This window comes from Ancylobacter sp. 3268, assembly GCF_031456575.1.
GTDB lineage: Bacteria > Pseudomonadota > Alphaproteobacteria > Rhizobiales > Xanthobacteraceae > Ancylobacter.
Map to the genome: position 1 here is coordinate 16585 of NZ_JAVDUX010000025.1, position 21624 is coordinate 38208.

The following is a 21624-nucleotide window of genomic DNA, read 5'->3' on the forward strand; positions in this document are numbered from 1 at the left end:
CGGCGGGCGGCGTGCCCGTCGGCCGCCGGGCGACCCGCCGCCGGAACGCTTCCGGCTCCATCCGCACTCGCACCGACGGATGACGATGATTTCCCCTGGCCTCCTCAGCCGTCCCGGCTGCGTGCTGCTCCTCGCCCTCGGCCTCCTCGCCGGCGCCCTGCTGCTGCCGCGAGCCGCCTTCGCCCAGGGATCGGCGCCCGATATCGGCGCCCCGCTGGCACAGTTCACCACCGACAAATATGACGACACCGAAGCGGCCCTCAACGCGCTCGCCGTCAGCGGCAGTCCCGCGGCCGCCGGCATCGTCGCGGCCCTGGCCGACGGCCGGCTGTTCTTCAGCCCGGCGACCAAGCAGGTGCTGATCCGCACCGCGGCGGGCGGCTATATCGACGCCGCCGGCGGGCAGCCGGTCGCCGAGGCGCCGCCGGGGCTGAAGGCTGTGCGTGTCAACAACCGCATCCGTCGCGCCATCGAGGCGGCCAGCGGTGCGCTGGCGCTGGTCAGCCCCGATCCGGCCAAGCGGCTGGAGGCGGCCGGCGCGGTGATGCGCGCCCGCGACGAGGCGGCGCTGCCGGCGCTCGACGCCGCGCTCGCCAAGGAAACCGACGCCAAGGTGAAGTCGGCGCTGACGCTCGCCCGCGCCGCCATCCTGATCGGCAAGGCCGGAGTCTCCGACGCCGACCGCATCGCCGCCATCGAGACCGTGGGCGAGGAGGGCAACCAGGACGCGCTCGCCGTGCTGCGCAGCGTGCCGGCCGGGGCCGCCCCGGCGGTGAAGGCGGCCGCCGATGCCGCCATCGCCGGCATCGAATACAATCTGGCCATCTGGTCGGTCGGCCAGAACGTCTGGTACGGCGTGTCGCTCGGCTCGGTGCTGCTGCTCGCCGCCATCGGCCTCGCCATCACCTTCGGCGTGATGGGCGTCATCAACATGGCGCATGGCGAGATGGTGATGCTCGGCGCCTACACCACCTTCGTGGTGCAGGAGCTGATCCGCACCTACAACCCGGCGCTGTTCGACGCCTCGCTGCTCATCGCCATCCCGATCGCCTTCGTGTTCACCGGCCTCATCGGCATCCTCATCGAGCGCACGGTGATCCGCTTCCTGTATGGACGGGCGCTGGAAACCCTGCTCGCCACCTGGGGCATCTCACTGATCCTGCAGCAGGCGATCCGCACCATGTTCGGCCCGACCAACCGCGAGGTCGGCGCGCCGAGCTGGATGTCCGGCGCCTTCGAACTCGGCCAGCTCTCCATCACCTATGGCCGGCTATGGATCATCATCTTCGCCATGCTGGTGTTCGTGGCGCTGCTGGCGACGCTGCGGCTGACGCGCATCGGGCTGGAGATGCGCGCGGTGACGCAGAACCGCCGCATGGCCGCCTCCATGGGCATCCGCACCAACTGGGTGGACGCCATGACCTTCGGCCTCGGTTCCGGCATCGCCGGCATCGCCGGGGTGGCGCTCAGCCAGATCGACAACGTGTCGCCCAATCTCGGCCAGAGCTACATCATCGACAGCTTCCTCGTCGTGGTGTTCGGCGGGGTGGGCAATCTGTGGGGCACGCTGGTCGGCGCGATGTCGCTCGGCATCGCCAACAAGATGCTGGAGCCCTATGCCGGCGCGGTGCTGGGCAAGATCGCGCTGCTGGTCATCGTCATCCTGTTCATCCAGAAGCGGCCGCGCGGCCTCTTCGCTCTCAAGGGCCGGGCGATCGAAACATGAGCACCGCCACCACCACCCAGCCGGCGCTGCTCGGCAAGAGCGGCCTCATCTTCCTCGCCGTCGTGCTCGGCGCCGCCGTGCTGGTGCCGGCGCTGAACCTTCTGACCTCGCCGGACTCGGCGCTGCACGTGCCGACCTATGTTGTTTCGCTGCTCGGCAAATACCTGACCTATGCGCTGCTCGCGCTCTCGGTCGACCTGATCTGGGGCTATGTCGGCATCCTCTCGCTCGGCCAGGGCGCCTTCTTCGCGCTCGGCGGCTACGCGATGGGCATGTACCTGATGCGGCAGATCGGTCCGCGCGGGGTCTATGGCGACCCGGTGCTGCCCGATTTCATGGTGTTCCTGAACTGGAAGGAACTGCCGTGGTTCTGGTACGGCTTCGACATGTTCCCGTTCGCGGCGCTGATGGTGGTGCTGGCGCCGGGCCTCCTCGCTCTGGTGTTCGGCTGGTTCGCCTTCCGCTCGCGGGTCACCGGCGTCTATCTGTCGATCATCACCCAGGCGATGACCTTCGCGCTGCTGCTGGCGTTCTTCCGCAACGACATGGGCTTCGGCGGCAATAACGGCCTCACCGACTTCAAGGACATTCTCGGCTTCAACATCCAGGCCGACGGCACCCGGCTCACCCTGTTCGTGCTCTCGGCGCTGGCGCTGGTGCTCGGCTATGTGCTGTGCCGCTTTCTGGTGCGCTCGCATTTCGGCAAGGTGCTGATCGCCATTCGCGACGCCGAGACGCGGGTGCGCTTCACCGGCTACCGGGCAGAGAACTACAAGGTCGTCGCCTTCGTGGTCTCGGCCATGCTGGCGGGCATCGCCGGGGCGCTCTACGTACCGCAGGTCGGCATCATCAACCCCAGCGAATTCTCTCCGGCCAATTCGATCGAGATCATCGTCTGGGTGGCGGTGGGCGGGCGCGGCACGCTGATCGGCGCGGCGCTCGGCGCGGTGCTGGTCAATTATGCCAAGACCTATTTCACCTCCGGCATGCTGGCGCCCTACTGGCTGTTCATGCTCGGCGGGCTGTTCGTGGCGGTGACGCTGTTCCTGCCCAAGGGCATCGTTGGCACCTTCTACGACTGGCGCAGCCGGCGTTCGCCCGCGCCCTCCGATCTGGCGCCTTCCGATCTGGCGCCGCCCGGCAAGGCGTTGCCCGAACCCAAGCCGGCCGAGTGAGGGGACCGACATGAGCGCAGCCGACACGCTTGAACCCGACGCCCCGGAATCGAATGACCCCGTCTTGGCCATCGCCAAGAAGGATCTGACCGAGGCGCTGCTCTATCTCGACGGCGTCACCGTGACCTTCGACGGCTTCCGGGCGCTGAACGCGCTGTCCTTCACCGTCGATCCCGGCGAGATGCGGGCGATCATCGGCCCGAACGGCGCCGGCAAGACCACGATGATGGACGTGATCACCGGCAAGACCCGCCCCGACAAGGGCGACGTGTTCTTCGCCGGCGGCACCACCGACCTGACCAAGCTGGACGAGACGCAGATCGCCACGCTCGGCATCGGCCGCAAGTTCCAGAAGCCGACCGTGTTCGAGATGCACACGGTGATCGACAATCTGCGTCTGGCGCTGAAGGGGCAGCGCGGCGCGCTGGCCAACATCTTCAAGCGCGAGACCGCCGCCGAGCGCGACAAGATCGACGAGATCTTCGAGACCATCAAGCTGAGCGAGCATCGCGACCGGCTCGGCGGCGCGCTGTCGCACGGGCAGAAGCAGTGGCTGGAGATCGGCATGCTGCTGGCGCAGGACCCGAAGCTGCTGCTGGTCGACGAGCCGGTCGCCGGCATGACCGATGCCGAGACGGCGCAGACCGCCGAATTGCTGCGCGAGATCAACGCCAACGGCCATTCGGTGGTGGTGGTGGAGCACGACATGACCTTCGTGCGCGACCTCGGCGTGCGGGTGATGTGCCTGCACGAAGGATCGGTGCTCGCCGAAGGCACGCTCGACCAGGTCAGCGCCAATGAGCGCGTCATCGAAGTCTATCTGGGGCGCTGAGTTCATGCTGGAAGTCCAGGATATCGACCTGTTCTACGGTGCGGCGCAGTCGCTGCGCGGGGTCTCGCTGAAGGCGGAGCCGGGCAAGGTGACCTGCGTGCTCGGCCGCAACGGGGTGGGCAAGACCAGCCTGATGCGCGCCATCGTCGGCCAGCAGCCGGTGGCGAAAGGGGCGATCCGCTTCGACGGCGAGGACATCACCGCGATGAAGCCGGCCGATCGCGCGCGGCGCGGCATCGCCTTCGTGCCGCAGGGCCGCGAGATCTTCCCGCTGCTCACCGTCTCGGAAAACCTGCAGACCGGCTTCGCGCCGCTGAAGCGCCCCGAGCGCTTCATCCCCGACGACGTGTTCTCGCTGTTCCCGGTGCTGGATTCCATGCTGCGCCGGCGCGGCGGCGACCTCTCCGGCGGCCAGCAGCAGCAGCTCGCCATCGGCCGGGCGCTGGTGATGCGGCCCAAGGTGCTGGTGCTCGACGAGCCGACCGAGGGCATCCAGCCCTCGATCATCAAGGACATCGGCAACGCCATCCGCTACTTGCGGAGCAAGGGCGATATGGCCATCGTGCTGGTCGAACAGTATTTCGACTTCGCCAAGGAACTCGCGGACCATTTCATCGTGATGGAGCGCGGGGCGGTGGTGATGTCGGGCGATGGCGCCGCCCTCGAGGATCCGGATGTACGTAACCGCATTGCCGTGTGAACCCGCCGCCGGGGAGACCATCCCCGGCGAGCTGCGTTCACGCGGCCGACTGCTCCTTCATGCCCGTTTTGCCGACGGACGCACGATTCCCGACCGCATCGAGGAACAAGGCCCCACCCGCATCCGGTTTCCGGCGGCGGCGCGGCGCGGCCGCTCGCTGGAAGGCATCATCCTCAACACCGGCGGTGGCATCGCCGGCGGCGATCACGTCGCGGCCGCCATGCGGGCGGGCGAGGGCGCGCGGCTGGTGCTCACCTCGCAGGCGGCGGAGAAGTGCTACCGCTCCGATGGCGGACTGTCGCGCCTGTCGGTCGAGCTCGCGGTGGAGGCCGGCGCCTCGCTCGACTGGCTGCCGCAGGCCACCATCCTGTTCGACGGCGCCCGCGTCGCCCGGACCATCCGCGCCGAGGTGGCGGAGGGCGCGCGGCTGCTGCTGATGGAATCGGTAGTGCTCGGGCGCACCGCGCGCGGCGAGCGCTTCACCTATGGGCGGCTGACCGATTCGTGGCGGATCCGCCGCGGCGGCCGGCTCATCTATGCCGACGGTCTCAGCCTCGACGGCGCGGTGGGCGGCGTGCTCGGCCGGCCCGCCTGCGCGCAGGGTTGGGCGGCCTTCGCCACCGGGCTGCTGGTGGCGCCCGACGCCATGGGTCGGCTCGACGCGCTGCGGGAGGTTGCCGAGGCGGTCCACGCGGCGCGGACGGATGTCGAGATCGGCGTCAGCGCCTGGGACGGCATGGCGTCCGTGCGGCTGCTGGCGCGCGACGGCGCCGGGCTCGAAGCGGCCATCCGCCGCCTCATCGCGCCGCTGGGCGTTGGCGATCCGCCGCGCATCTGGCATTTCTGATGCATTCCATCCTCGCCCGACCTTGTCTCGCCCGTATCCTTCCGGAGGTGACCGATGAACCTGAGCCCGCGCGAAAAGGACAAGCTGCTCGTCGCCATGGCGGCGATGGTGGCCCGCCGGCGGCTGGAACGGGGCGTGAAGCTCAACCATCCCGAGGCGGTGGCGCTGATCACCGACGTGGTGGTCGAGGGCGCGCGTGACGGCAAGACGGTGGCCGAGCTGATGACGCTCGGCGCCACCGTGCTCACCGCCGAGCAGGTGATGCCGGGCGTCGCCGACATGATCCACGACGTGCAGGTCGAGGCGACCTTCCCGGACGGGACCAAGCTCGTCACCGTGCACGAGCCGATCCGCCGGCTGTTCGCCGGCCCGGTGCCGGGCGAGATCCTCACCGAGGAGGGCGAGATCGAGCTGCTCGCCGGCCGCGCGACGGTGACGCTCACCGTCGCCAATACCGGCGACCGGCCGATCCAGGTCGGCAGCCATTACCACTTCTTCGAGACCAACCCGGCGCTCGCCTTCGACCGCGAGCTGGCGCGCGGCAAGCGGCTCGCCATCCCCAGCGGTACGGCGGTGCGCTTCGAGCCCGGCCAGTCGCGCGAGGTCACGCTGGTGGAGCTTGCCGGCAAGAAGGAGGTCTACGGCTTCCGACAGGCGGTGATGGGCCGTCTCTGACCGCACCCGCCCGTCTCGCCCGTCCCACACCCCGATCGGATTCAGTTCATGGCCCTCAAGATTTCCCGCGCCTTCTATTCCGAGCTGTTCGGCCCGACCACCGGCGACCGCATCCGCCTCGCCGACACCGCGCTGGTCATCGAGGTGGAGAAGGACTTCACCGTCTATGGCGAGGAGGTGAAGTTCGGCGGCGGCAAGACCATCCGCGACGGCATGGGCCAGGCGCAGACCACCCGCGCGCAGGGCTCGGTCGACACCGTCATCACCAATGCGGTGATCCTCGACCATTGGGGGATCGTGAAGGCGGATATCGGCCTGCGCGACGGCCGGATCCACGCCATCGGCAAGGCCGGCAACCCGGACATCCAGCCGGGCGTCGACATCGTCATCGGGCCGGGCACCGAGGTGATCGCCGGCGAGGGCAAGATCGTCACCGCCGGCGGCTTCGACAGCCACATCCATTTCATCTGCCCGCAGCAGATCGAGCACGCGCTGATGAGCGGCGTGACAACCATGCTGGGCGGCGGCACCGGTCCTTCGGCGGGCACCAACGCCACCACCTGCACCCCCGGCGCCTGGCACATCGAGATGATGCTGCGCGCCTTCGACTCATTTCCGGTGAACCTCGCTCTGTCGAGCAAGGGCAATGCCTCGCTGCCGGGCGCGCTGGTCGAGATGATCGAGGCCGGCGCCTGCGCCATGAAGCTGCACGAGGACTGGGGCACCACCCCGGCCGCCATCGACAACTGCCTCACCGTCGCCGACGAATACGACGTGCAGGTGATGATCCACACCGACACGCTGAACGAGAGCGGCTTCGTCGAGGACACCGTCGCCGCCTTCAAGGGGCGCACCATCCACGCCTTCCATACCGAGGGCGCCGGCGGCGGCCACGCGCCGGACATCATGACGGTGGTCGGGCTGCCGCATGTGCTGCCGTCCTCCACCAACCCGACCCGGCCGTTCACGATCAACACGCTCGACGAGCATCTCGACATGCTGATGGTGTGCCACCATCTCGACCCCGAGATCGCCGAGGACCTCGCCTTCGCCGAGAGCCGCATCCGCAAGGAGACCATCGCGGCCGAGGACATACTGCACGATCTCGGCGCCATCTCGATGATGAGCTCGGACAGCCAGGCGATGGGCCGGCTCGGCGAGGTGATCACCCGCACCTGGCAGACCGCGCACAAGATGAAGCTGCAGCGCGGCCTGCTGCCGGGCGACAGCGAGCGCAACGACAATGCCCGCGCCAAGCGCTATGTGGCGAAATACACCATCAATCCCTCCATCGCCCATGGCGTCTCCCGCCATATCGGCTCGGTGGAGCCGGGCAAGCTGGCCGACCTCGTGATCTGGTCGCCGGCCTTCTTCGGCACCAAGCCGGACATGGTGATCAAGGGCGGCGCCATCGTCGCGGCGCGGATGGGCGACCCGAACGCCTCGATCCCGACGCCGCAGCCGGTGCATTACCGCCAGATGTGGGGCGCCTATGGCAAGGCGCGCACCGCGACCTCGCTCACCTTCGTCTCCAAGGCGGCGGTGGAGCTCGGCGTCGGCGCCCGGCTGGGGCTGGAGAAGAAGGTGGTCGGCATCGAGAATGTGCGCGGCGGCATCTCCAAGGCCTCGATGATCCACAACGACGCCACCCCGCATCTGGAGATCGACCCGGAAACCTATGAGGTGCGGGCGGACGGCGAATTGCTGACCTGCGCGCCGGCCACCGAACTGCCGATGGCGCAGCGCTACTTCCTGTTCTAAGACTGGGGCAGAGCGCGTGGCTGGAGCATCCTTCGAGGCTCGCTCTGCTCGCAGCTCGGGATGAGGTTCGTCCTTTCGCGGCCACATCCCGAGGTGCCGGCCGAAGGCGGGCCTCGAAGGATGCCAGCCGGGCGCCATGTCAATTCAGGAGACGACCATGATCCGCGCTCGCACGCTTGTTCCCGCCGGCAGCTGGGATGCGTCCATCGCCGCCGACAAGGTGGTCCTGCCGCATGACGGGCGGCACCGCCGCCGCATCGCCATGCGCGGGGAGGGCGATGTCGTGTTCCTGCTCGATCTCGCCGAAGCCACCCGGATGAAGGACGGCGACGGCATCGCGCTGGAAGACGGGCGCATGGTGGCGGTGGTCGCCGCCGAGGAGCCGGTGGCGGAGATCATCGCCAGGGATTCGCATCATCTGGCGCGGCTTGCCTGGCATCTCGGCAACCGCCATGTGGCGGCGCAGCTGCTTGCCGACCGCATCCGCATCGCCCGCGATCCGGTGCTGGAGGAGATGGCGCGCGGGCTCGGCGCCACGGTCGCCATCGTCGAGGCGTCGTTCGAGCCGGAGGGCGGCGCCTATGAGGCCGCCGAGGCGCATGGCCACCACGACCACGGCCATCACGACCACGGTCACCATGATCATGACCATCACGATCATGGTCATCATGATCACGGTCATGCGCACCACGCGCATCATGATCACGCGCATGGCGAGGCCTGCGGCTGCGGCCATGATCACGGCGACCATGCGCATCATCACCAGCACGATGTGATCCATATCGGCAGCGCGCCGGCGAGCGAGGCGGGCCACGCACCTCACGACCACGATCATGCCCACGATCATGCCCACGCGCACGATCATGCCCATGGCGAGGCTTGCGGTTGCGGCCACACGCATCACGATCACGATCACGAGCATCACGATCATTCCCACGAGCCCGCTCACCGCAAGGGCCATGGCCACTCCCATGGCTGACGCCGCGGCGGCCGCCGGCCTCGCGCCGGCCGCCGCGCCCGACCTCATCGCCCTGTTTGTCTGGCTCTCGCCGGCCTATCCGGTCGGCGCCTTTGCCTATTCGCACGGTCTGGAATGGGCGGTGGAGGCCGGTGACATAAGCGATGCCGCCAGCCTTGCCGGCTGGGTCGACGACCTGCTGCGTCATGGCGGCCCGTTCACCGACGCCGTCCTGCTGGCTCGGGCCTGGCGGGCGGCGGGCGCCGGCGATACCGCCGCCTTCGCCGAGGTGGCCGAGCTTGCCGGCGCTTTCGCGCCCTCGCGCGAGCGGCAGATGGAGACGCTGAACCAGGGCGACGCCTTCCTCGCCGCGACGCGCGCCGCCTGGCCGTCGCCCGGCTTCGACCAGCTGTCGGCCGCCTGGAGCGGACGCCTCGCCTATCCGGTGGCGGTCGGCGCGGCGGCGGCGATCCACCGCCTGCCGCTGCCGGCGACGCTGACCGCCTTCCTGACGGCGGTTGCGGCCAACCTCGTCTCCGCCGCGGTGCGGCTGGTGCCGCTCGGCCAGACCGACGGCAACCGCGCGCTCGCCGGCTGCGCGGCGACGATCCGCGACATCGCCGCTGCGGCGCCGCATCTCGATCCCGACGCGCTCGGCGGCGCGGCCTTGCGCTCCGACATCGCCTCGATGCGCCACGAAACCCAATACACACGCCTGTTCCGCAGCTAGCGCCGGCCCGGCGGCAGCCGGCAGGCCCCGCCACGGAACCGGCATCCGCACGATCGAATCGAGAGGAGCGCATTCATGAACGAGGGCAACGGCCCGCTGCGGGTCGGCATTGGCGGCCCGGTCGGATCGGGCAAGACGGCGCTGATGGAGGCGCTGTGCCGCCTGTTCCGCGACCGCTACGATTTGTGCGCCATCACCAACGACATCTACACCAAGGAGGATGCCGAGATCCTCACCCGCGCCGGGGCGCTGCCGGCCGAGCGCATCATGGGCGTGGAGACCGGCGGCTGCCCGCACACCGCCATCCGCGAGGACGCCTCGGCCAATCTCGCCGCCATTGCCGAGATGCGCGGCCACTTCCCGCATCTCGACCTGATCCTGATCGAATCCGGCGGCGACAACCTCGCCGCCACCTTCTCGCCCGAGCTCGCCGACCTCACCATCTACGTGATCGACGTGTCGGCCGGCGAGAAGATCCCCCGCAAGGGCGGGCCGGGCATCACCCGCTCCGACCTGCTGGTGATCAACAAGATCGACCTCGCGCCGCATGTCGGCGCCTCGCTGGAGGTGATGGACCGGGATTCGGCGCGCATGCGCGGGCGGCGGCCCTATGTGTTCGCCAATGTGCGGGCCGGGCAGGGCGTCGAGGACGTGGCGCGCTTCATCGAGGAAGCCGGCGGGCTGGCGGCCGCGCCGGTCGCCGAGGCGTCACTTTCCTAAAGAGGCCGTCACTTTCCCAGATCGGAAGCCTCGGCCGGCGCCAGGTGCCGTAGGCCCTGTTCGAGATCGGCGATCAGATCGGCAGGGTCTTCGAGGCCGATATGCAGCCGCACCGTCGGCCCGCCCGGCGCCCAATGCGTGGCGCTGCGGTAGGTCGAGCAGTCGAACGGGATGGCGAGGCTCTCGAAGCCGCCCCAGCTGTAGCCGAGGCCGAACAGCGCCAGCGAATCGAGGAAGGCGTCGACGCTCGGCTTGGTTGCCGGATTGAGCACCACGCTGAACAAGCCTGAGGCACCGGTGAAGTCGCGGGACCAGATGGCATGGCCGGGATCCTCCGGCAGCGCGGGATGCAGCACCCGCCGCACTTCCGGCCGCCCAGCCAGCCAGCGGGCGACCGTCAGCGCCGATTGCTGGTGGCGGGCGAGCCGCACCGACAGGGTGCGCAGGCCGCGCGCCGCCAGGAAGGCGTCCTCCGGCGCCACGGTGATGCCGAGATCGCCATGGGTGGTGCGCAGCCGCCGGTAGCAGCGCTCATTCGCCGAGATGGTGCCGAGATTGAGATCGGAATGGCCGCCGAGATATTTGGTGCCGGCCTGGATGGAGAGGTCGACGCCGAAATCGTGCGGCCGGAAATATAGCGGCGTCGCCCAGGTGTTGTCGATCAGCGTGACGATGCCCGCTTTGGCGGCAGCGGCGGCGATGGCCGGCACGTCCTGAATCTCGAAGGACTGCGAGCCGGGCGATTCCATGAACACCGCCCGGGTGTTCGGCCGGAACAGCGCGGCGATGCCGCTGCCGACCAGCGGATCGTAGAAGGTCGTTTCGATATTGAGCCGGCGCAGCACCTCATTGCAGATCCGCCGGGTGGGCTGATAGGCGGTATCGACCATCAGCAGGTGATCGCCGGCCTCCAGCACCGACAGCAGCGCGATGCTCACCGCCGACAGGCCGGATGGCGTGAGCACCACGCCCGCGCCGCCCTCAAGTTCGGCCAGCGCCGTTTCGAGCGCCTCGACGGAGGGGTTTCCGCGCCGCCCATAGGTGTATCGCCCGGTGTGATGCTCGAGATCGTGTACCGTCGGCGACAGCACGGTCGAGCCGCGCACCACCGGTACATTCACAAAGCCGTCAAATCTCTGTGGATCACGACCGGCATTGACGAGGGTCGTATCGGGCGCATAGGCGGGCCGGTTGGTGCCCTGGGGCTGTTTCGACATGGACTGCAAGGGTTCTCTTCGGTCGGGGGCGTCATTGAGAGGAAGCGCCGGGTCCGCGTCAAGCGCTTGACCGCATCAGAATACATCGTTCTGATGACCCTACGGCCGCACGACACGTCATGCGAGCAGCCGTGCGTCTAGACGAACGGCGCACGCCCTTGCGGCATGTCCAGGTGTCGAGCGGCATGCGACTTGCTTCGCTCTCCATTCGCATCATCTGCGACCCAGATATGCGCCCGATCAAAAACCGATGAACAGGGCTGACATTATGAAACGCCTCCTCTCCACTTTCGCCCTTGCCGGCGCCTTCGGCCTCGCCGCGGTCGGTGCCCAGGCCGCGAAGCTCGATCAGGTGAAGGCCAAGGGCTTCATCCAGTGCGGCGTCAGCCAGGGCCTGCCGGGCTTCTCCAACCCCGACGACAAGGGCAACTGGACCGGTCTCGACGTCGACTTCTGCCGCGCGGTGGCGGCGGCGGTGTTCGGCGACCCGACCAAGGTAAAGTTCACCCCCCTGTCGGCCAAGGATCGCTTCACCGCCCTGCAGTCGGGCGACATCGACATCCTGTCGCGCAACACCACCTGGACGATCTCGCGCGACACCTCGCTTGGCCTCAACTTCACCGGCGTGACCTATTATGACGGCCAGGGCTTCATGATCCGCAAGGACAAGAAGGTGAACTCGGCGCTCGAACTGTCCGGCGCCTCGGTCTGCACCCAGACCGGCACCACCACCGAGCAGAACGTCGCTGACTTCTTCCGCGCCAACAACATGCAGTACGAGGTCATCGCCTTCGCCACGGCCGACGAAACCATCAAGGCGTATGATTCCGGCCGCTGCGATGTCTACACCACCGACCGCTCCGGCCTCGCCGCCGAGCGCCTCAAGCTGACGAACCCGGACGACCACGTCGTCCTGCCCGAGATCATCTCCAAGGAGCCGCTCGGCCCGGTGGTCAGCCATGGCGACGACCAGTGGTTCGACATCGTCAAGTGGGTGCTGTTCGCGCAGGTCAATGCCGAGGAACTGGGCATCACCTCCAAGAACGCCGACGAGATGCTGAAGTCGAACAACCCCGAGATCAAGCGCGTGGTCGGCACCGAGGGCAAGTTCGGCGAAGGCCTCGGCCTCGGCAATGACTGGGCGCTCCAGATCGTCAAGCTGGTCGGCAATTATGGCGAGATGTACGACCGCAATGTCGGCCCGGACACCCCGCTGAAGCTGGCGCGCGGCACCAACGCGCTGTGGACCAAGGGCGGCCTTCAGTACGCTCCGCCGATCCGCTGATCGACAAGGTGTCCCCCGGCGCAGGCCGGGGGACGCTCTGCGACGGAAGTGCGGGAACATAACCCGGCTCGAGATCGGGTCCCGACGCTTTCATGAAATGGGGCCTCCACGAGGCGAGGGGATTTATGGCGGATTGGGTCGAGCCGGCGGCCAAGCATGGTCGTACGTCGTTCATGAACGACCCGAAGGTACGAAGCATCGTCCTTCAGGTCGTCGCGTTGGTACTGGTGATCGTCCTCGGCTGGATGTTCATCGACAATGCGCGGGAGAATCTCGCCGCGCAGAAAATAGCCACCGGCTTCGGCTTCATGGAGAACACCGCCGGCTTCGGCATCAGCCAGACGCTGGTCAGCTACTCCGAGACATCGACCTATGGCCGCGCCTTTCTGGTCGGCATACTCAACACCCTTCTGGTGGCGGTGATCGGCATCTTCTTCGCCACCATCATCGGCTTCCTGGTCGGCATCGGCCGGCTGTCGAAGAACTTCGTCATCCGCCTGATCTGCAGCTGCTATGTCGAACTGCTGCGCAACCTGCCGCCGCTGTTCCAGATCCTGTTCTGGTACCTGGCCGTGCTCAGCGCCATGCCGAACCCGCGCCAGAGCATCTCCATCTTCGGCGAAGCCTTCATCTCCAATCGCGGCATCGTCGTGCCGCGTCCGCTGTTCGGCGAGGGCACCGGCCTGGTCCTGTGGACCTTCGGCTTCGCCGTGCTGGCGACGGTGCTCATCGGCGCCTGGGGCCGCCAGCGCCGCGAGGAGACCGGCCGGCCGTTCCCGATGCTGTGGATCGGCCTCGGGCTGATCGTCGGGCTGCCGCTGGCCGCCATGATCGCCACCGGCTTTCCCATCACCTTCGAGGCGCCCGAGCTCAAGGGCTTCAACTTCGTCGGCGGGGTGCGGGTCGTTCCGGAATTCGTGGCGCTGACGGTCGGCCTCGCCACCTATACCGCCGCCTTCATCGCCGAGAATGTGCGCGCCGGCATCAAGTCGGTGAGCCACGGCCAGACCGAGGCGGCGAACTCGCTCGGCCTGCGCGCCGGCTACACCATGCGGCTGGTGGTGATCCCGCAGGCGATGCGGGTGATCATCCCGCCGCTGACCAGCCAGTATCTCAACCTGACCAAGAACTCCTCGCTGGCGGTGGCGATCGGCTACCCCGACCTCGTCGCGGTGTTCGCCGGCACCACGCTGAACCAGACCGGCCAGGCCATCGAGATCATCGCCATCACCATGGGCGTCTATCTGGTCATCTCGATCATCACCTCGGTGATCATGAACGCCTACAACAAGCGCGTCGCGCTCGTGGAACGGTGAGGAGCGCGCGATGAGCCTGACCTTCGACGACGGTACCTTCATCCGTTCGCAGATGCAGACGCCGCTGCCGCCGCCCAGCCGCAATGTCGGCGTGATCGGCTGGGTGCGGCAGAACCTGTTCTCCTCCATCACCAATGGCGTGCTGACCATTCTCGGCATCCTGCTGGTGGCGTGGGTGCTGCCGCCGATGATCCGCTTCCTGCTGATCGACGCGGTGTGGACCGGCGACAGCCGCGAGGCCTGCCTCGGCGCCCAGGTGGGCGCCTGCTGGCCGTTCATCAAGGCGAAGTTCGCGCAGCTGATCTACGGCTTCTACCCGGCCGACGAGCGCTGGCGCGTCAACCTCGTCTTCTTCCTCGGCGTCGTGCTGCTGGTGCCGCTGCTGGTGCTGTCCTGGCCGCACAAGCGGTTGAACTCCTTCCTGTTCTTCGTCGCCTATCCGATACTCGCCTTCATCCTGCTCACCGGCGGCAATATCGGCGCCTCGAATTTCCTGCTCGGGCATTTCGGCCTGATGCAGGCGGTTGCCGGCGATGCCACCGTGGCGGGGCTGCGGCTGGGCTTCTGGCTGGACTTCCTCATCACCACGGCACTGTGTGTCGCGGTGGCCTATCTCATCGGCAGGCTGGCCACCGGCAGCGGCCGCGGCGCGGCGACGATGACCGCCTATGTCTTTGCCGGGTTCGGCATCATCACCCTGCTCTGGGACATCGATTTCGGCCTCGAGCGGGTGGAGACCCGGCAATGGGGCGGGCTGCTGGTGACGCTGGTGATCGCGGTGACCGGCATCGTCGCCTCGATGCCGCTGGGCATCGCGCTGGCGCTCGGCCGGCGCTCCAAGATGCCGATCGTGCGGCTGCTCAGCGTGATCTTCATCGAGTTCTGGCGTGGCGTGCCGCTGATCACCGTGCTGTTTTTCGCCACCTACATGCTGCCGCTGTTCCTGCCGGTGGGAGTGAACCCGGACGGGCTCCTGCGCGCGCTGGTCGGCGTCGCGCTGTTCACCGCCGCCTACATCGCCGAGGTGGTGCGCGGCGGTCTTCAGGCCATCCCCAAGGGCCAGTACGAGGGCGCGATGGCGATGGGCCTGACCTGGAGCCAGATGATGCGGCTGATCATCCTGCCGCAGGCGCTGACGCTGGTGATCCCCGGCATCGTCAACAGCTTCATCAGCCTGTTCAAGGACACCACGCTGGTGCTGATCGTCTCGATCTTCGACTTCCTCGGCCAGCTGCGCGCCGCCTTCACCGACCCCAACTGGGCGACGCCGGTCACGCTCTATACCGGCTTCGCCTTCGCCGGCATCGTCTACTTCATCTTCTGCTTCGGCATGTCGCGCTACTCGCTGTTCGTGGAGCGCCGGCTGAACACCTCCCACAGACACTGAACGACGGAGACCGCCATGACCGAAGCCCATTCCATCGTTCCCAGCGACGAGCTCCCCGCGGTGCATACCCCGCCGGGACGCGAGGTCGCGGTGGAACTCGTCGGCGTCCACAAATGGTACGGCGAGTTCCATGTGCTGAAGGACATCAACCTCAAGGTGAAGCGCGGCGAGCGCATCGTCATCTGCGGGCCGTCCGGCTCCGGCAAATCGACCATGATCCGCTGCATCAACCGGCTGGAGGAGCACCAGCAGGGCTCGATCGTCGTCGACGGCGTCGAGCTCACCAACGACCTCAAGCGCATCGACGAGATCCGCCGCGAGGTCGGCATGTGCTTCCAGCACTTCAACCTGTTCCCGCACCTCACCATTCTGGAGAACTGCACGCTGGCGCCGATCTGGGTCCGCAAGATGCCCAAGAAGGACGCAGAGGAACTGGCGATGCACTTCCTGAAGAAGGTGAAGATCCCCGAGCAGGCGGGGAAGTATCCCGGCCAGCTCTCCGGCGGCCAGCAGCAGCGCGTCGCCATCGCCCGCGCCTTGTGCATGAAGCCGAAGATCATGCTGTTCGACGAGCCGACCTCGGCGCTCGATCCGGAAATGGTGAAGGAAGTGCTGGAGACCATGGTCAGCCTCGCCGAAGAGGGGATGACCATGCTGTGCGTGACCCACGAGATGGGCTTCGCGCGGCAGGTGGCGAACCGGGTCATCTTTATGGATGCCGGGCAGATCATCGAATCGAACGAGCCGAACGCGTTCTTCTCCAACCCGCAGCACGAGCGTACCAAGCTGTTCCTCAGCCAGATCCTGCACTGAAGGCGCCGCGACCCCGCGGGAGCCGGAACGCGAACGGCCGCCAGGAGGCGGCCGTTTTCGTTGGTGGTCGCTGGTGGCGGCAGGTGCCTGGTGTGGCGCTCGCCAGAGGCCGGAGCGGGCTCACCCCTCGCAAACCCGCTTCGCGGGCCACCTCTGCCCAACGGGGAGAGGGCAGGAAGGGCGGGCTCGGGATGGGGGCAGTGATGGCTCGTAGACGGGGCTCCGAGGCGAGAATGTGGACTCGACAGCTCGGAGGTAAGGGCTCTCTCGGTTCGCCAGAAGACCGGTTGCCGGCGGTCAGGCCGGCCCGATGGCGATCAGCCGCTCCGAGGAGCCCCATTCGGCCCAGGAGCCGTCATAGAGCGCCACCGGCGGGGTGCCGAGACTGTCCAGCGCCATCCAGAGGATGGCGGCGGTGACGCCGGAACCGCAGCTGGTGATCACCGGCTTGCCGGTGTCGACGCCCGCCGCGGCGACGACGGCGCGCAGCTCCTCGGCATCGCGCAGCCGGCCATTCGCCACCACCTCCGAGGACGGCAGGTTGAGCGCGCCCGGTATGTGGCCGGCGCGCACGCCCGGCCGCGGATCCGGCGCCTCGCCGCGAAAGCGGTCGCCGGGACGGGCATCGAGGATCTGCGCCCCGCCATTCTCGCTCACCTGCGCCATATCGTCGGCGCCAGCAACCCGGCTGCGGTCAAGGCGGGCGGTGAAACGGGCCGGCGGACGCTGTACCTCGCCGCTTTCGAGCGGCCGACCCTCGTCCCGCCATTGCGGCAGCCCGCCCTCGAGCACGAAGACGTTGGCGGCGCCGAACACGAAGAAGGTCCACCAGCCGCGCGCGGCCGAGAACAGGCCGAGGCTGTCATAGACCACGATGGTCATGCCGTCGCCGATGCCCAGCGCACCGACCGCTTCGCTGAATGCCTGTTCCGTGGGCAGCATGTGCGGCAGGCCGCTCGACCGGTCGGCGACGGCATCGATGTCGAAGAACACCGCGCCGGGGATATGAGCGTCGAGATATTCGGCCCGCGCCGCGCGGCCGGCGGTCGGCAGATGCCAGGAGGCATCGACGACGACGACATCGGGAGCATTGAGGTGCTCGGCCAGCCACTGGGTGGTGACGAAGCGGCTGTTGGTCGGGACGGCCGAAGCGGTGGTCATGGGCGTGATCCCTGTGTGGTCCTATGGGGCGAGCGCTGCAACCGCGCTCAGGCGAGGGTGAGCCGGACGCGGCGGTTCTGCTGGCCCTTCTTCTCGATCTTGCTGACGATAACCGGCCCGATCTCGCTCAGCCGGCGCACATGGGTGCCGCCGCAGGGCTGCAGGTCGATCGGTTCGGCGTCAATGTCGCCGATCCGCACCAGCCTTACCCGGCCCGAGCCCCGCGGCGGCTTGACCGACAGGGTCTTCACCAGACCCGGATTAGCGTCGAGCTCGGCGTCGGTGATCCAGCTCTCGGTGACGGCGGCATCGCTGGCGATCAGCTCGTTGACGCGGGCGGTGACGGCATCCTTGTCGAGGCCGGCATCGGGAATGTCGAAATCGAGCCGGCTTTCCCGCTCGCCGATCGAACCGCCCGTCACCGGATAGGGCAGGGCGACCGACAGCAGGTGCAGCGCCGTGTGCATGCGCATGCGGTTGTAGCGCGGCACCCAGTCGAGGCGGGCGACCAGCGTGTCGCCCGGCGCCGGGCGGGCAGCATCGGGCGCCAGGAGATGGACGATGTCCTGCTTGTCCGCCGACCAGACCGCGCCGGCGACCGCGGTCTCAGTGCCATCGGCGCCGACCAGCCAGCCCGTATCGCCCGGCTGGCCGCCGGCGGTGGCATAGAACACCGAGCGATCCAGCACGATGCCACCTTCCGGCGTCAGCCCGACCACCGTCGCCGGGGTCTCGGCGAGATAGGCGTCGTGGCGGAACAGCAGCTCGGTCGGCATCACAGCATCACGTCGGGTATGTCGACCCCACGCTCCAGCCAGCCGGGAACCGGCAGGCCCTTCTCGCGCAGGAAGCTCGGGTTGAACAGCTTCGACTGGTAGCGGGTGCCGAAGTCGCACAGGATGGTCGCGATGGTGTGGCCGGGGCCGAGCTCCTTCGCCAGACGGATGGCGCCGGCGATGTTGATGCCCGAGGAGCCGCCGAGGCACAGGCCCTCGAACTCCAGGAGGTCGAACACGATCTGCACCGCCTCGGCATCGGGGATCTGGTAGGCGATGTCGATGGGAGCGCCTTCCAGATTGGCGGTGATGCGGCCCTGGCCGATGCCCTCGGTGATGGAGGAGCCTTCGGATTTCAGCTCGCCGGTGGTGTAGTAGCTGTAGAGCGCGGCGCCGAACGGATCGGCCAGCGCGATCTTGACCTTCGGGTTGCGCTCCTTCAGCGCGATGGCGACGCCGGCCAGCGTGCCACCGGTGCCGACCGCGCTGACGAAGCCGTCGACCTTGCCGTCGGTCTGCGCCCAGATTTCCGGGCCGGTGGTCTCGATATGCGCCTGCCGGTTGGCGACGTTATCGAACTGGTTGGCCCAGACGGCGCCGTTGGGCTCGCTCGATGCCAGCGCCTCGGCGAGGCGGCCGGAGACCTTCACGTAATTGTTCGGATTGGCGTAGGCCACGGCGGGCACCTCGACCAGCGTGGCGCCGGCCAGCCGCAGCATATCCTTCTTTTCCTGGCTCTGCGTCTCGGGAATGACGATCACCGAGCGGAAGCCGAGCGCGTTGCCGACCAGAGCGAGGCCGATGCCGGTATTGCCGGCGGTACCCTCGACGATGACGCCGCCGGGCTTGAGCTGGCCCTTGTTCACCGCATCCTGGATGATGAACAGCGCCGCGCGGTCCTTTACCGACTGTCCGGGATTGAGAAATTCCGCCTTGCCGAGAATGGTGCAGCCGGTCTCCTCCGAGGCGCGCTTGAGTTTGATGAGCGGCGTTTTGCCGATCGCCTCGACAAGACCGTTCCGGATATCCATGGTGCTGATTTCATATGTCGGTTCAAGGGGCTCCAAAAATAGTAGCGGGAAACCGGCTCGGCAACCTTTGTCGCCGTCATTCCTCGCCGCTGCGTTGATAAGTGGCGAGAGCCCGCTCGCGTGCGGCCCCATGTTCCACCAGCGGGTGCGGGTAGCTGGCGCCGAGGGTGACGCCGGCCCGGGCCAGCACCTCCGGCTTCGCCCGCCAGGGCTGATGGATGACATCCGCCGGCAGCTCCGCCAGCTCCGGCACGAAACGGCGGACATAGGCGCCGTCGGGGTCGAATTTCTCGCCCTGCAACACCGGGTTGAAGATGCGGAAATAAGGGGCGGCATCGGCGCCGGAGCCGGCGACCCATTGCCAGCTGGCGGGATTATTGGCCGGATCGGCATCGACCAGCGTATCCCAGAACCAGGCTTCGCCGCGCCGCCAATCGACGAGGCCGTGCTTGATGAGGAAGGAGGCGGCGATCATCCGCACCCGGTTGTGCATCCAGCCGGTCTGCCACAGCTGGCGCATGCCGGCATCGACGATCGGATAGCCGGTGCGGCCGCGCCGCCAGGCCCGCTCGAAGGCGCGGTCGTCGCGCCATGCGAAGCTGTCGAAGCGATCGTTGAAGTTCTTGGTGGCGAGGTCCGGGTTGTGGAACAGCAGGTGGTAGGAGAATTCCCGCCAGTACACTTCGCTGCGGAACTTTTCGACGTCGCGGCCCTGCGCCTCGCCTGAATCGGCGGCATGGCGGAGGGTGGCCAGCGCCTGCACCGGCGAGAGATTGCCGAAGCGCAGGAAGGGCGACAGCCGCGACGTGTGCGCGCTGTCCGGGTGGTCGCGCCGGTCGGCATAACCATGGATGCCGTGATCGAGAAAGCCGAGCAGCGCCTCATGCGCGCCGGCTTCGCCCGGTTGCCAGGTTGCGCGCAGGCCGCCGGCCCAGTCGGGCCTCGCGGGTTCGAGTTGCCACGCCGCGAGCGCCTCGCCGGGCAGGTCTGGGCCGGGCAGCAATGTTCGCGGCCGGGGGACGATCGCGCGCGGGCCGAGCGGCGCGGCGGCACGGTAGAACGGGGTGAAGACGCGATACGGTCCGCCGGTTTTGGTCCGCAGCGTCCAGGGTTCGTGCAGCAGCGTGGCCGAATGGCTGGCCACCTCGACGCCGGCCCGCGTCAGCTCGGCCTTGAGGCGGCTGTCGAGGGCGATGGCGCCGGCCTCGTAGCGCCGGTTCCAATGCACCGAGGCGACGCCGGCCTCGCGGACGAGATCGCGCAGCACCTCGTCGGCCGGGCCACGCCGCAGCAGCAGGTGTCCGCCGGCCCGTTCGATGTCGGCGGCGAGGGCCGCCAGCGAGCGGCCGAGCCACCAGCGGGCGGCGCCGCCGAGGGGACGCAGGCCCGGCGTCTCCTCATCCAGCACATAAAGCAGGATCAGCGGCCGCTCCTGCGCCAGCGCGGCGGCGAGCGCCGGATTGTCGGCGAGGCGCAGATCGTCGCGGAACCAGACGAGAGCAGGGGCGGAAGCGGTGTGGCTCATGTGCGGTCCATTGGCGCGGAACAGGCGGGAGCTTCTACGCGGCGGCCGGTCGGATGGATCGTGCGATGGCGAAAAGCGGGTGACGGGGCGGCTTGCGGATTATTCATGTCGATCATACTGTAAATCCGAACCCGGCGGTGCGCCGCCATTTCCCGTGAGGCTATCATGTCGTCCCCCATCCCATCCGGCACCGCCCTCGTCACCGGCTCCTCGTCCGGTATCGGCAAGAGCTACGCGCAGCAGCTCGCCCGCCGCGGCCACGATCTCGTCCTCGTCGCCCGCGACGCGGCGCGGCTGGAGGCGCTCGCCGCCGAGCTTCGCGCCGAGACCGGCCGCAAGGTCGATGTGCTGCCGGCCGATCTCGCCGTGGCCGGCGATGTCGAACGCGTCGCCGCCCGGATCGAGGCCGATCCGACGATCACGCTGGTCGTCAACAATGCCGGCATCGGCACCGGCAGAGGCGTGACCAGCGGCGACCTCGCCACCACCATGGCGATGGTGCAGCTGAACGTGACGGCGCTGACCCGGCTGTCCTTCGCCGCGGTGAACGCATTCGCCGCGCGGGGCAACGGCACGCTGGTGAACGTCGCCTCGGTGGTGGCGCTGGCGTCAGAGGCGTTCGCGGGCGCCTATGCCGCGACCAAGGCCTATGTGCTGTCGTTCACCCAGTCGCTGAACGGCGAACTGAAGGACGGGCCGGTGCGGGTGCAGGCGGTGTTGCCGGGCTATACCCGCACCGAATTCTTCGATCGTGCCGGCATCGATCCCGCCCGGCTGCCGGCCGATATGGTGATGCCGGTCGACGACCTCGTCGCGGCGGCGCTGAAGGGGCTCGAGCTCGGCGAGCTGGTGACCATTCCCTCGCTCCGCGACCTCGACAAATGGAAGGCGTTCGAAGCCGCACGGTCGGCGCTGCATCCCGAATTGTCGCTTGCCAGCCCGGCGGAACGCTACCGCGCCGCGTGATCGGCGGTCGGTCGGTGCCGGCC

General features: G+C 68.1%; 20 protein-coding genes. 15 read left to right on the forward strand and 5 right to left on the reverse strand.

Translation table 11 applies throughout. The annotated features are described in order from the left end of the window. The first annotated feature begins 85 nt into the window (after positions 1-85). From urtB to ureG, 10 genes are all read left to right on the forward strand, one after another. A complete protein-coding gene (gene urtB / locus J2X65_RS24895; protein ID WP_310207540.1) occupies positions 86-1726 on the forward strand; it encodes an urea ABC transporter permease subunit UrtB in 1641 nt (546 codons plus the stop codon). Further along, positions 1723-2901, forward strand: a complete 1179-nt coding sequence (urtC, locus tag J2X65_RS24900; protein ID WP_310207543.1) for an urea ABC transporter permease subunit UrtC — start codon at positions 1723-1725, stop codon at positions 2899-2901. The genes urtB and urtC overlap by 4 nt, the downstream gene beginning before the upstream one ends. Before the next feature lie 10 nt (positions 2902-2911). After that, positions 2912-3733, forward strand: a complete 822-nt coding sequence (urtD, locus tag J2X65_RS24905) for an urea ABC transporter ATP-binding protein UrtD (protein WP_310207547.1) — start codon at positions 2912-2914, stop codon at positions 3731-3733. Between the two features lie 4 nt (positions 3734-3737). Continuing rightward, complete coding sequence (gene urtE / locus J2X65_RS24910) at positions 3738-4433, forward strand: urea ABC transporter ATP-binding subunit UrtE (RefSeq protein WP_310207621.1); 696 nt, start codon at positions 3738-3740, stop codon at positions 4431-4433. Next, complete coding sequence (locus J2X65_RS24915; protein ID WP_310207550.1) at positions 4423-5280, forward strand: urease accessory protein UreD; 858 nt, start codon at positions 4423-4425, stop codon at positions 5278-5280. The genes urtE and J2X65_RS24915 overlap by 11 nt, the downstream gene beginning before the upstream one ends. 54 nt (positions 5281-5334) lie before the next feature. Beyond that, a complete protein-coding gene (locus J2X65_RS24920; RefSeq protein ID WP_310207554.1) occupies positions 5335-5955 on the forward strand; it encodes an urease subunit gamma in 621 nt (206 codons plus the stop codon). Positions 5956-6003: 48 nt separating this feature from the next. Next, positions 6004-7716 (forward strand): urease subunit alpha, encoded by a 1713-nt coding sequence (gene ureC / locus J2X65_RS24925; protein WP_310207557.1) that lies wholly within the window; start codon positions 6004-6006, stop codon positions 7714-7716. Positions 7717-7873: 157 nt separating this feature from the next. Continuing rightward, positions 7874-8695, forward strand: a complete 822-nt coding sequence (locus tag J2X65_RS24930; protein WP_310207560.1) for an urease accessory protein UreE — start codon at positions 7874-7876, stop codon at positions 8693-8695. Further along, positions 8688-9404 (forward strand): urease accessory protein UreF, encoded by a 717-nt coding sequence (locus J2X65_RS24935; RefSeq protein ID WP_310207563.1) that lies wholly within the window; start codon positions 8688-8690, stop codon positions 9402-9404. The genes J2X65_RS24930 and J2X65_RS24935 overlap by 8 nt, the downstream gene beginning before the upstream one ends. Positions 9405-9479: 75 nt before the next feature. Continuing rightward, complete coding sequence (gene ureG, locus J2X65_RS24940; protein WP_310207567.1) at positions 9480-10124, forward strand: urease accessory protein UreG; 645 nt, start codon at positions 9480-9482, stop codon at positions 10122-10124. Between the two features lie 8 nt (positions 10125-10132). On the opposite strand, the gene metC is transcribed toward ureG, so the two are convergent. Beyond that, positions 10133-11341, reverse strand: a complete 1209-nt coding sequence (metC, locus tag J2X65_RS24945) for a cystathionine beta-lyase (RefSeq protein WP_310207570.1) — start codon at positions 11339-11341, stop codon at positions 10133-10135. A 268-nt stretch (positions 11342-11609) separates the two neighbouring features. Here metC and J2X65_RS24950 point away from each other — a divergent pair, with 268 nt between their 5' ends. The 4 genes from J2X65_RS24950 (at position 11610) to J2X65_RS24965 (ending at position 16142) form a co-directional block, all read left to right on the forward strand. Then, complete coding sequence (locus J2X65_RS24950) at positions 11610-12626, forward strand: amino acid ABC transporter substrate-binding protein (RefSeq protein WP_310207573.1); 1017 nt, start codon at positions 11610-11612, stop codon at positions 12624-12626. A gap of 125 nt (positions 12627-12751) precedes the next feature. Then, the gene (locus J2X65_RS24955) at positions 12752-13942 is read left to right on the forward strand and encodes an amino acid ABC transporter permease (protein WP_310207575.1); all 1191 of its coding nucleotides are present in this window, start codon (positions 12752-12754) and stop codon (positions 13940-13942) included. A gap of 10 nt (positions 13943-13952) precedes the next feature. Then, positions 13953-15329, forward strand: coding sequence for an amino acid ABC transporter permease (locus tag J2X65_RS24960; protein WP_310207578.1), 1377 nt, complete (start codon positions 13953-13955; stop codon positions 15327-15329). A 15-nt stretch (positions 15330-15344) separates the two neighbouring features. Beyond that, the gene (locus J2X65_RS24965; RefSeq protein ID WP_310207581.1) at positions 15345-16142 is read left to right on the forward strand and encodes an amino acid ABC transporter ATP-binding protein; all 798 of its coding nucleotides are present in this window, start codon (positions 15345-15347) and stop codon (positions 16140-16142) included. A 297-nt stretch (positions 16143-16439) separates the two neighbouring features. Here the strand turns inward: J2X65_RS24965 and sseA are convergent, their stop codons facing one another. From sseA to J2X65_RS24985, 4 genes are all read right to left on the reverse strand, one after another. Beyond that, positions 16440-17303, reverse strand: coding sequence for a 3-mercaptopyruvate sulfurtransferase (gene sseA, locus J2X65_RS24970; RefSeq protein ID WP_310207584.1), 864 nt, complete (start codon positions 17301-17303; stop codon positions 16440-16442). Between the two features lie 47 nt (positions 17304-17350). After that, positions 17351-18079, reverse strand: coding sequence for an alanyl-tRNA editing protein (locus J2X65_RS24975; RefSeq protein WP_310207588.1), 729 nt, complete (start codon positions 18077-18079; stop codon positions 17351-17353). Continuing rightward, complete coding sequence (locus J2X65_RS24980; protein WP_310207590.1) at positions 18079-19110, reverse strand: cysteine synthase A; 1032 nt, start codon at positions 19108-19110, stop codon at positions 18079-18081. The genes J2X65_RS24975 and J2X65_RS24980 overlap by 1 nt, the downstream gene beginning before the upstream one ends. Before the next feature lie 76 nt (positions 19111-19186). Next, complete coding sequence (locus J2X65_RS24985; RefSeq protein WP_310207593.1) at positions 19187-20635, reverse strand: deoxyribodipyrimidine photo-lyase; 1449 nt, start codon at positions 20633-20635, stop codon at positions 19187-19189. A 165-nt stretch (positions 20636-20800) separates the two neighbouring features. On the opposite strand from J2X65_RS24985, the gene J2X65_RS24990 reads away from it, so the two are divergent. Next, positions 20801-21601 carry an SDR family NAD(P)-dependent oxidoreductase gene (locus J2X65_RS24990; protein ID WP_310207595.1) on the forward strand — a complete coding sequence of 267 codons (801 nt, stop codon included), beginning with the start codon at positions 20801-20803 and terminating at the stop codon, positions 21599-21601. The last annotated feature ends 23 nt before the right edge of the window (positions 21602-21624 follow it).

Coding starts and splice junctions, on each gene's coding strand:
- urtB (WP_310207540.1), top strand. CDS start 86: ATGATTTCCCCTGGCCTCCTCAGCCGTCCCGGCTGCGTGCTGCTCCTC.
- urtC (WP_310207543.1), top strand. CDS start 1,723: ATGAGCACCGCCACCACCACCCAGCCGGCGCTGCTCGGCAAGAGCGGC.
- urtD (WP_310207547.1), top strand. CDS start 2,912: ATGAGCGCAGCCGACACGCTTGAACCCGACGCCCCGGAATCGAATGAC.
- urtE (WP_310207621.1), top strand. CDS start 3,738: ATGCTGGAAGTCCAGGATATCGACCTGTTCTACGGTGCGGCGCAGTCG.
- J2X65_RS24920 (WP_310207554.1), top strand. CDS start 5,335: ATGAACCTGAGCCCGCGCGAAAAGGACAAGCTGCTCGTCGCCATGGCG.
- ureC (WP_310207557.1), top strand. CDS start 6,004: ATGGCCCTCAAGATTTCCCGCGCCTTCTATTCCGAGCTGTTCGGCCCG.
- J2X65_RS24930 (WP_310207560.1), top strand. CDS start 7,874: ATGATCCGCGCTCGCACGCTTGTTCCCGCCGGCAGCTGGGATGCGTCC.
- J2X65_RS24935 (WP_310207563.1), top strand. CDS start 8,688: ATGGCTGACGCCGCGGCGGCCGCCGGCCTCGCGCCGGCCGCCGCGCCC.
- ureG (WP_310207567.1), top strand. CDS start 9,480: ATGAACGAGGGCAACGGCCCGCTGCGGGTCGGCATTGGCGGCCCGGTC.
- metC (WP_310207570.1), bottom strand. CDS start 11,341: ATGTCGAAACAGCCCCAGGGCACCAACCGGCCCGCCTATGCGCCCGAT.
- J2X65_RS24950 (WP_310207573.1), top strand. CDS start 11,610: ATGAAACGCCTCCTCTCCACTTTCGCCCTTGCCGGCGCCTTCGGCCTC.
- J2X65_RS24955 (WP_310207575.1), top strand. CDS start 12,752: ATGGCGGATTGGGTCGAGCCGGCGGCCAAGCATGGTCGTACGTCGTTC.
- J2X65_RS24960 (WP_310207578.1), top strand. CDS start 13,953: ATGAGCCTGACCTTCGACGACGGTACCTTCATCCGTTCGCAGATGCAG.
- J2X65_RS24965 (WP_310207581.1), top strand. CDS start 15,345: ATGACCGAAGCCCATTCCATCGTTCCCAGCGACGAGCTCCCCGCGGTG.
- sseA (WP_310207584.1), bottom strand. CDS start 17,303: ATGACCACCGCTTCGGCCGTCCCGACCAACAGCCGCTTCGTCACCACC.
- J2X65_RS24975 (WP_310207588.1), bottom strand. CDS start 18,079: ATGCCGACCGAGCTGCTGTTCCGCCACGACGCCTATCTCGCCGAGACC.
- J2X65_RS24980 (WP_310207590.1), bottom strand. CDS start 19,110: ATGGATATCCGGAACGGTCTTGTCGAGGCGATCGGCAAAACGCCGCTC.
- J2X65_RS24985 (WP_310207593.1), bottom strand. CDS start 20,635: ATGAGCCACACCGCTTCCGCCCCTGCTCTCGTCTGGTTCCGCGACGAT.
- J2X65_RS24990 (WP_310207595.1), top strand. CDS start 20,801: ATGTCGTCCCCCATCCCATCCGGCACCGCCCTCGTCACCGGCTCCTCG.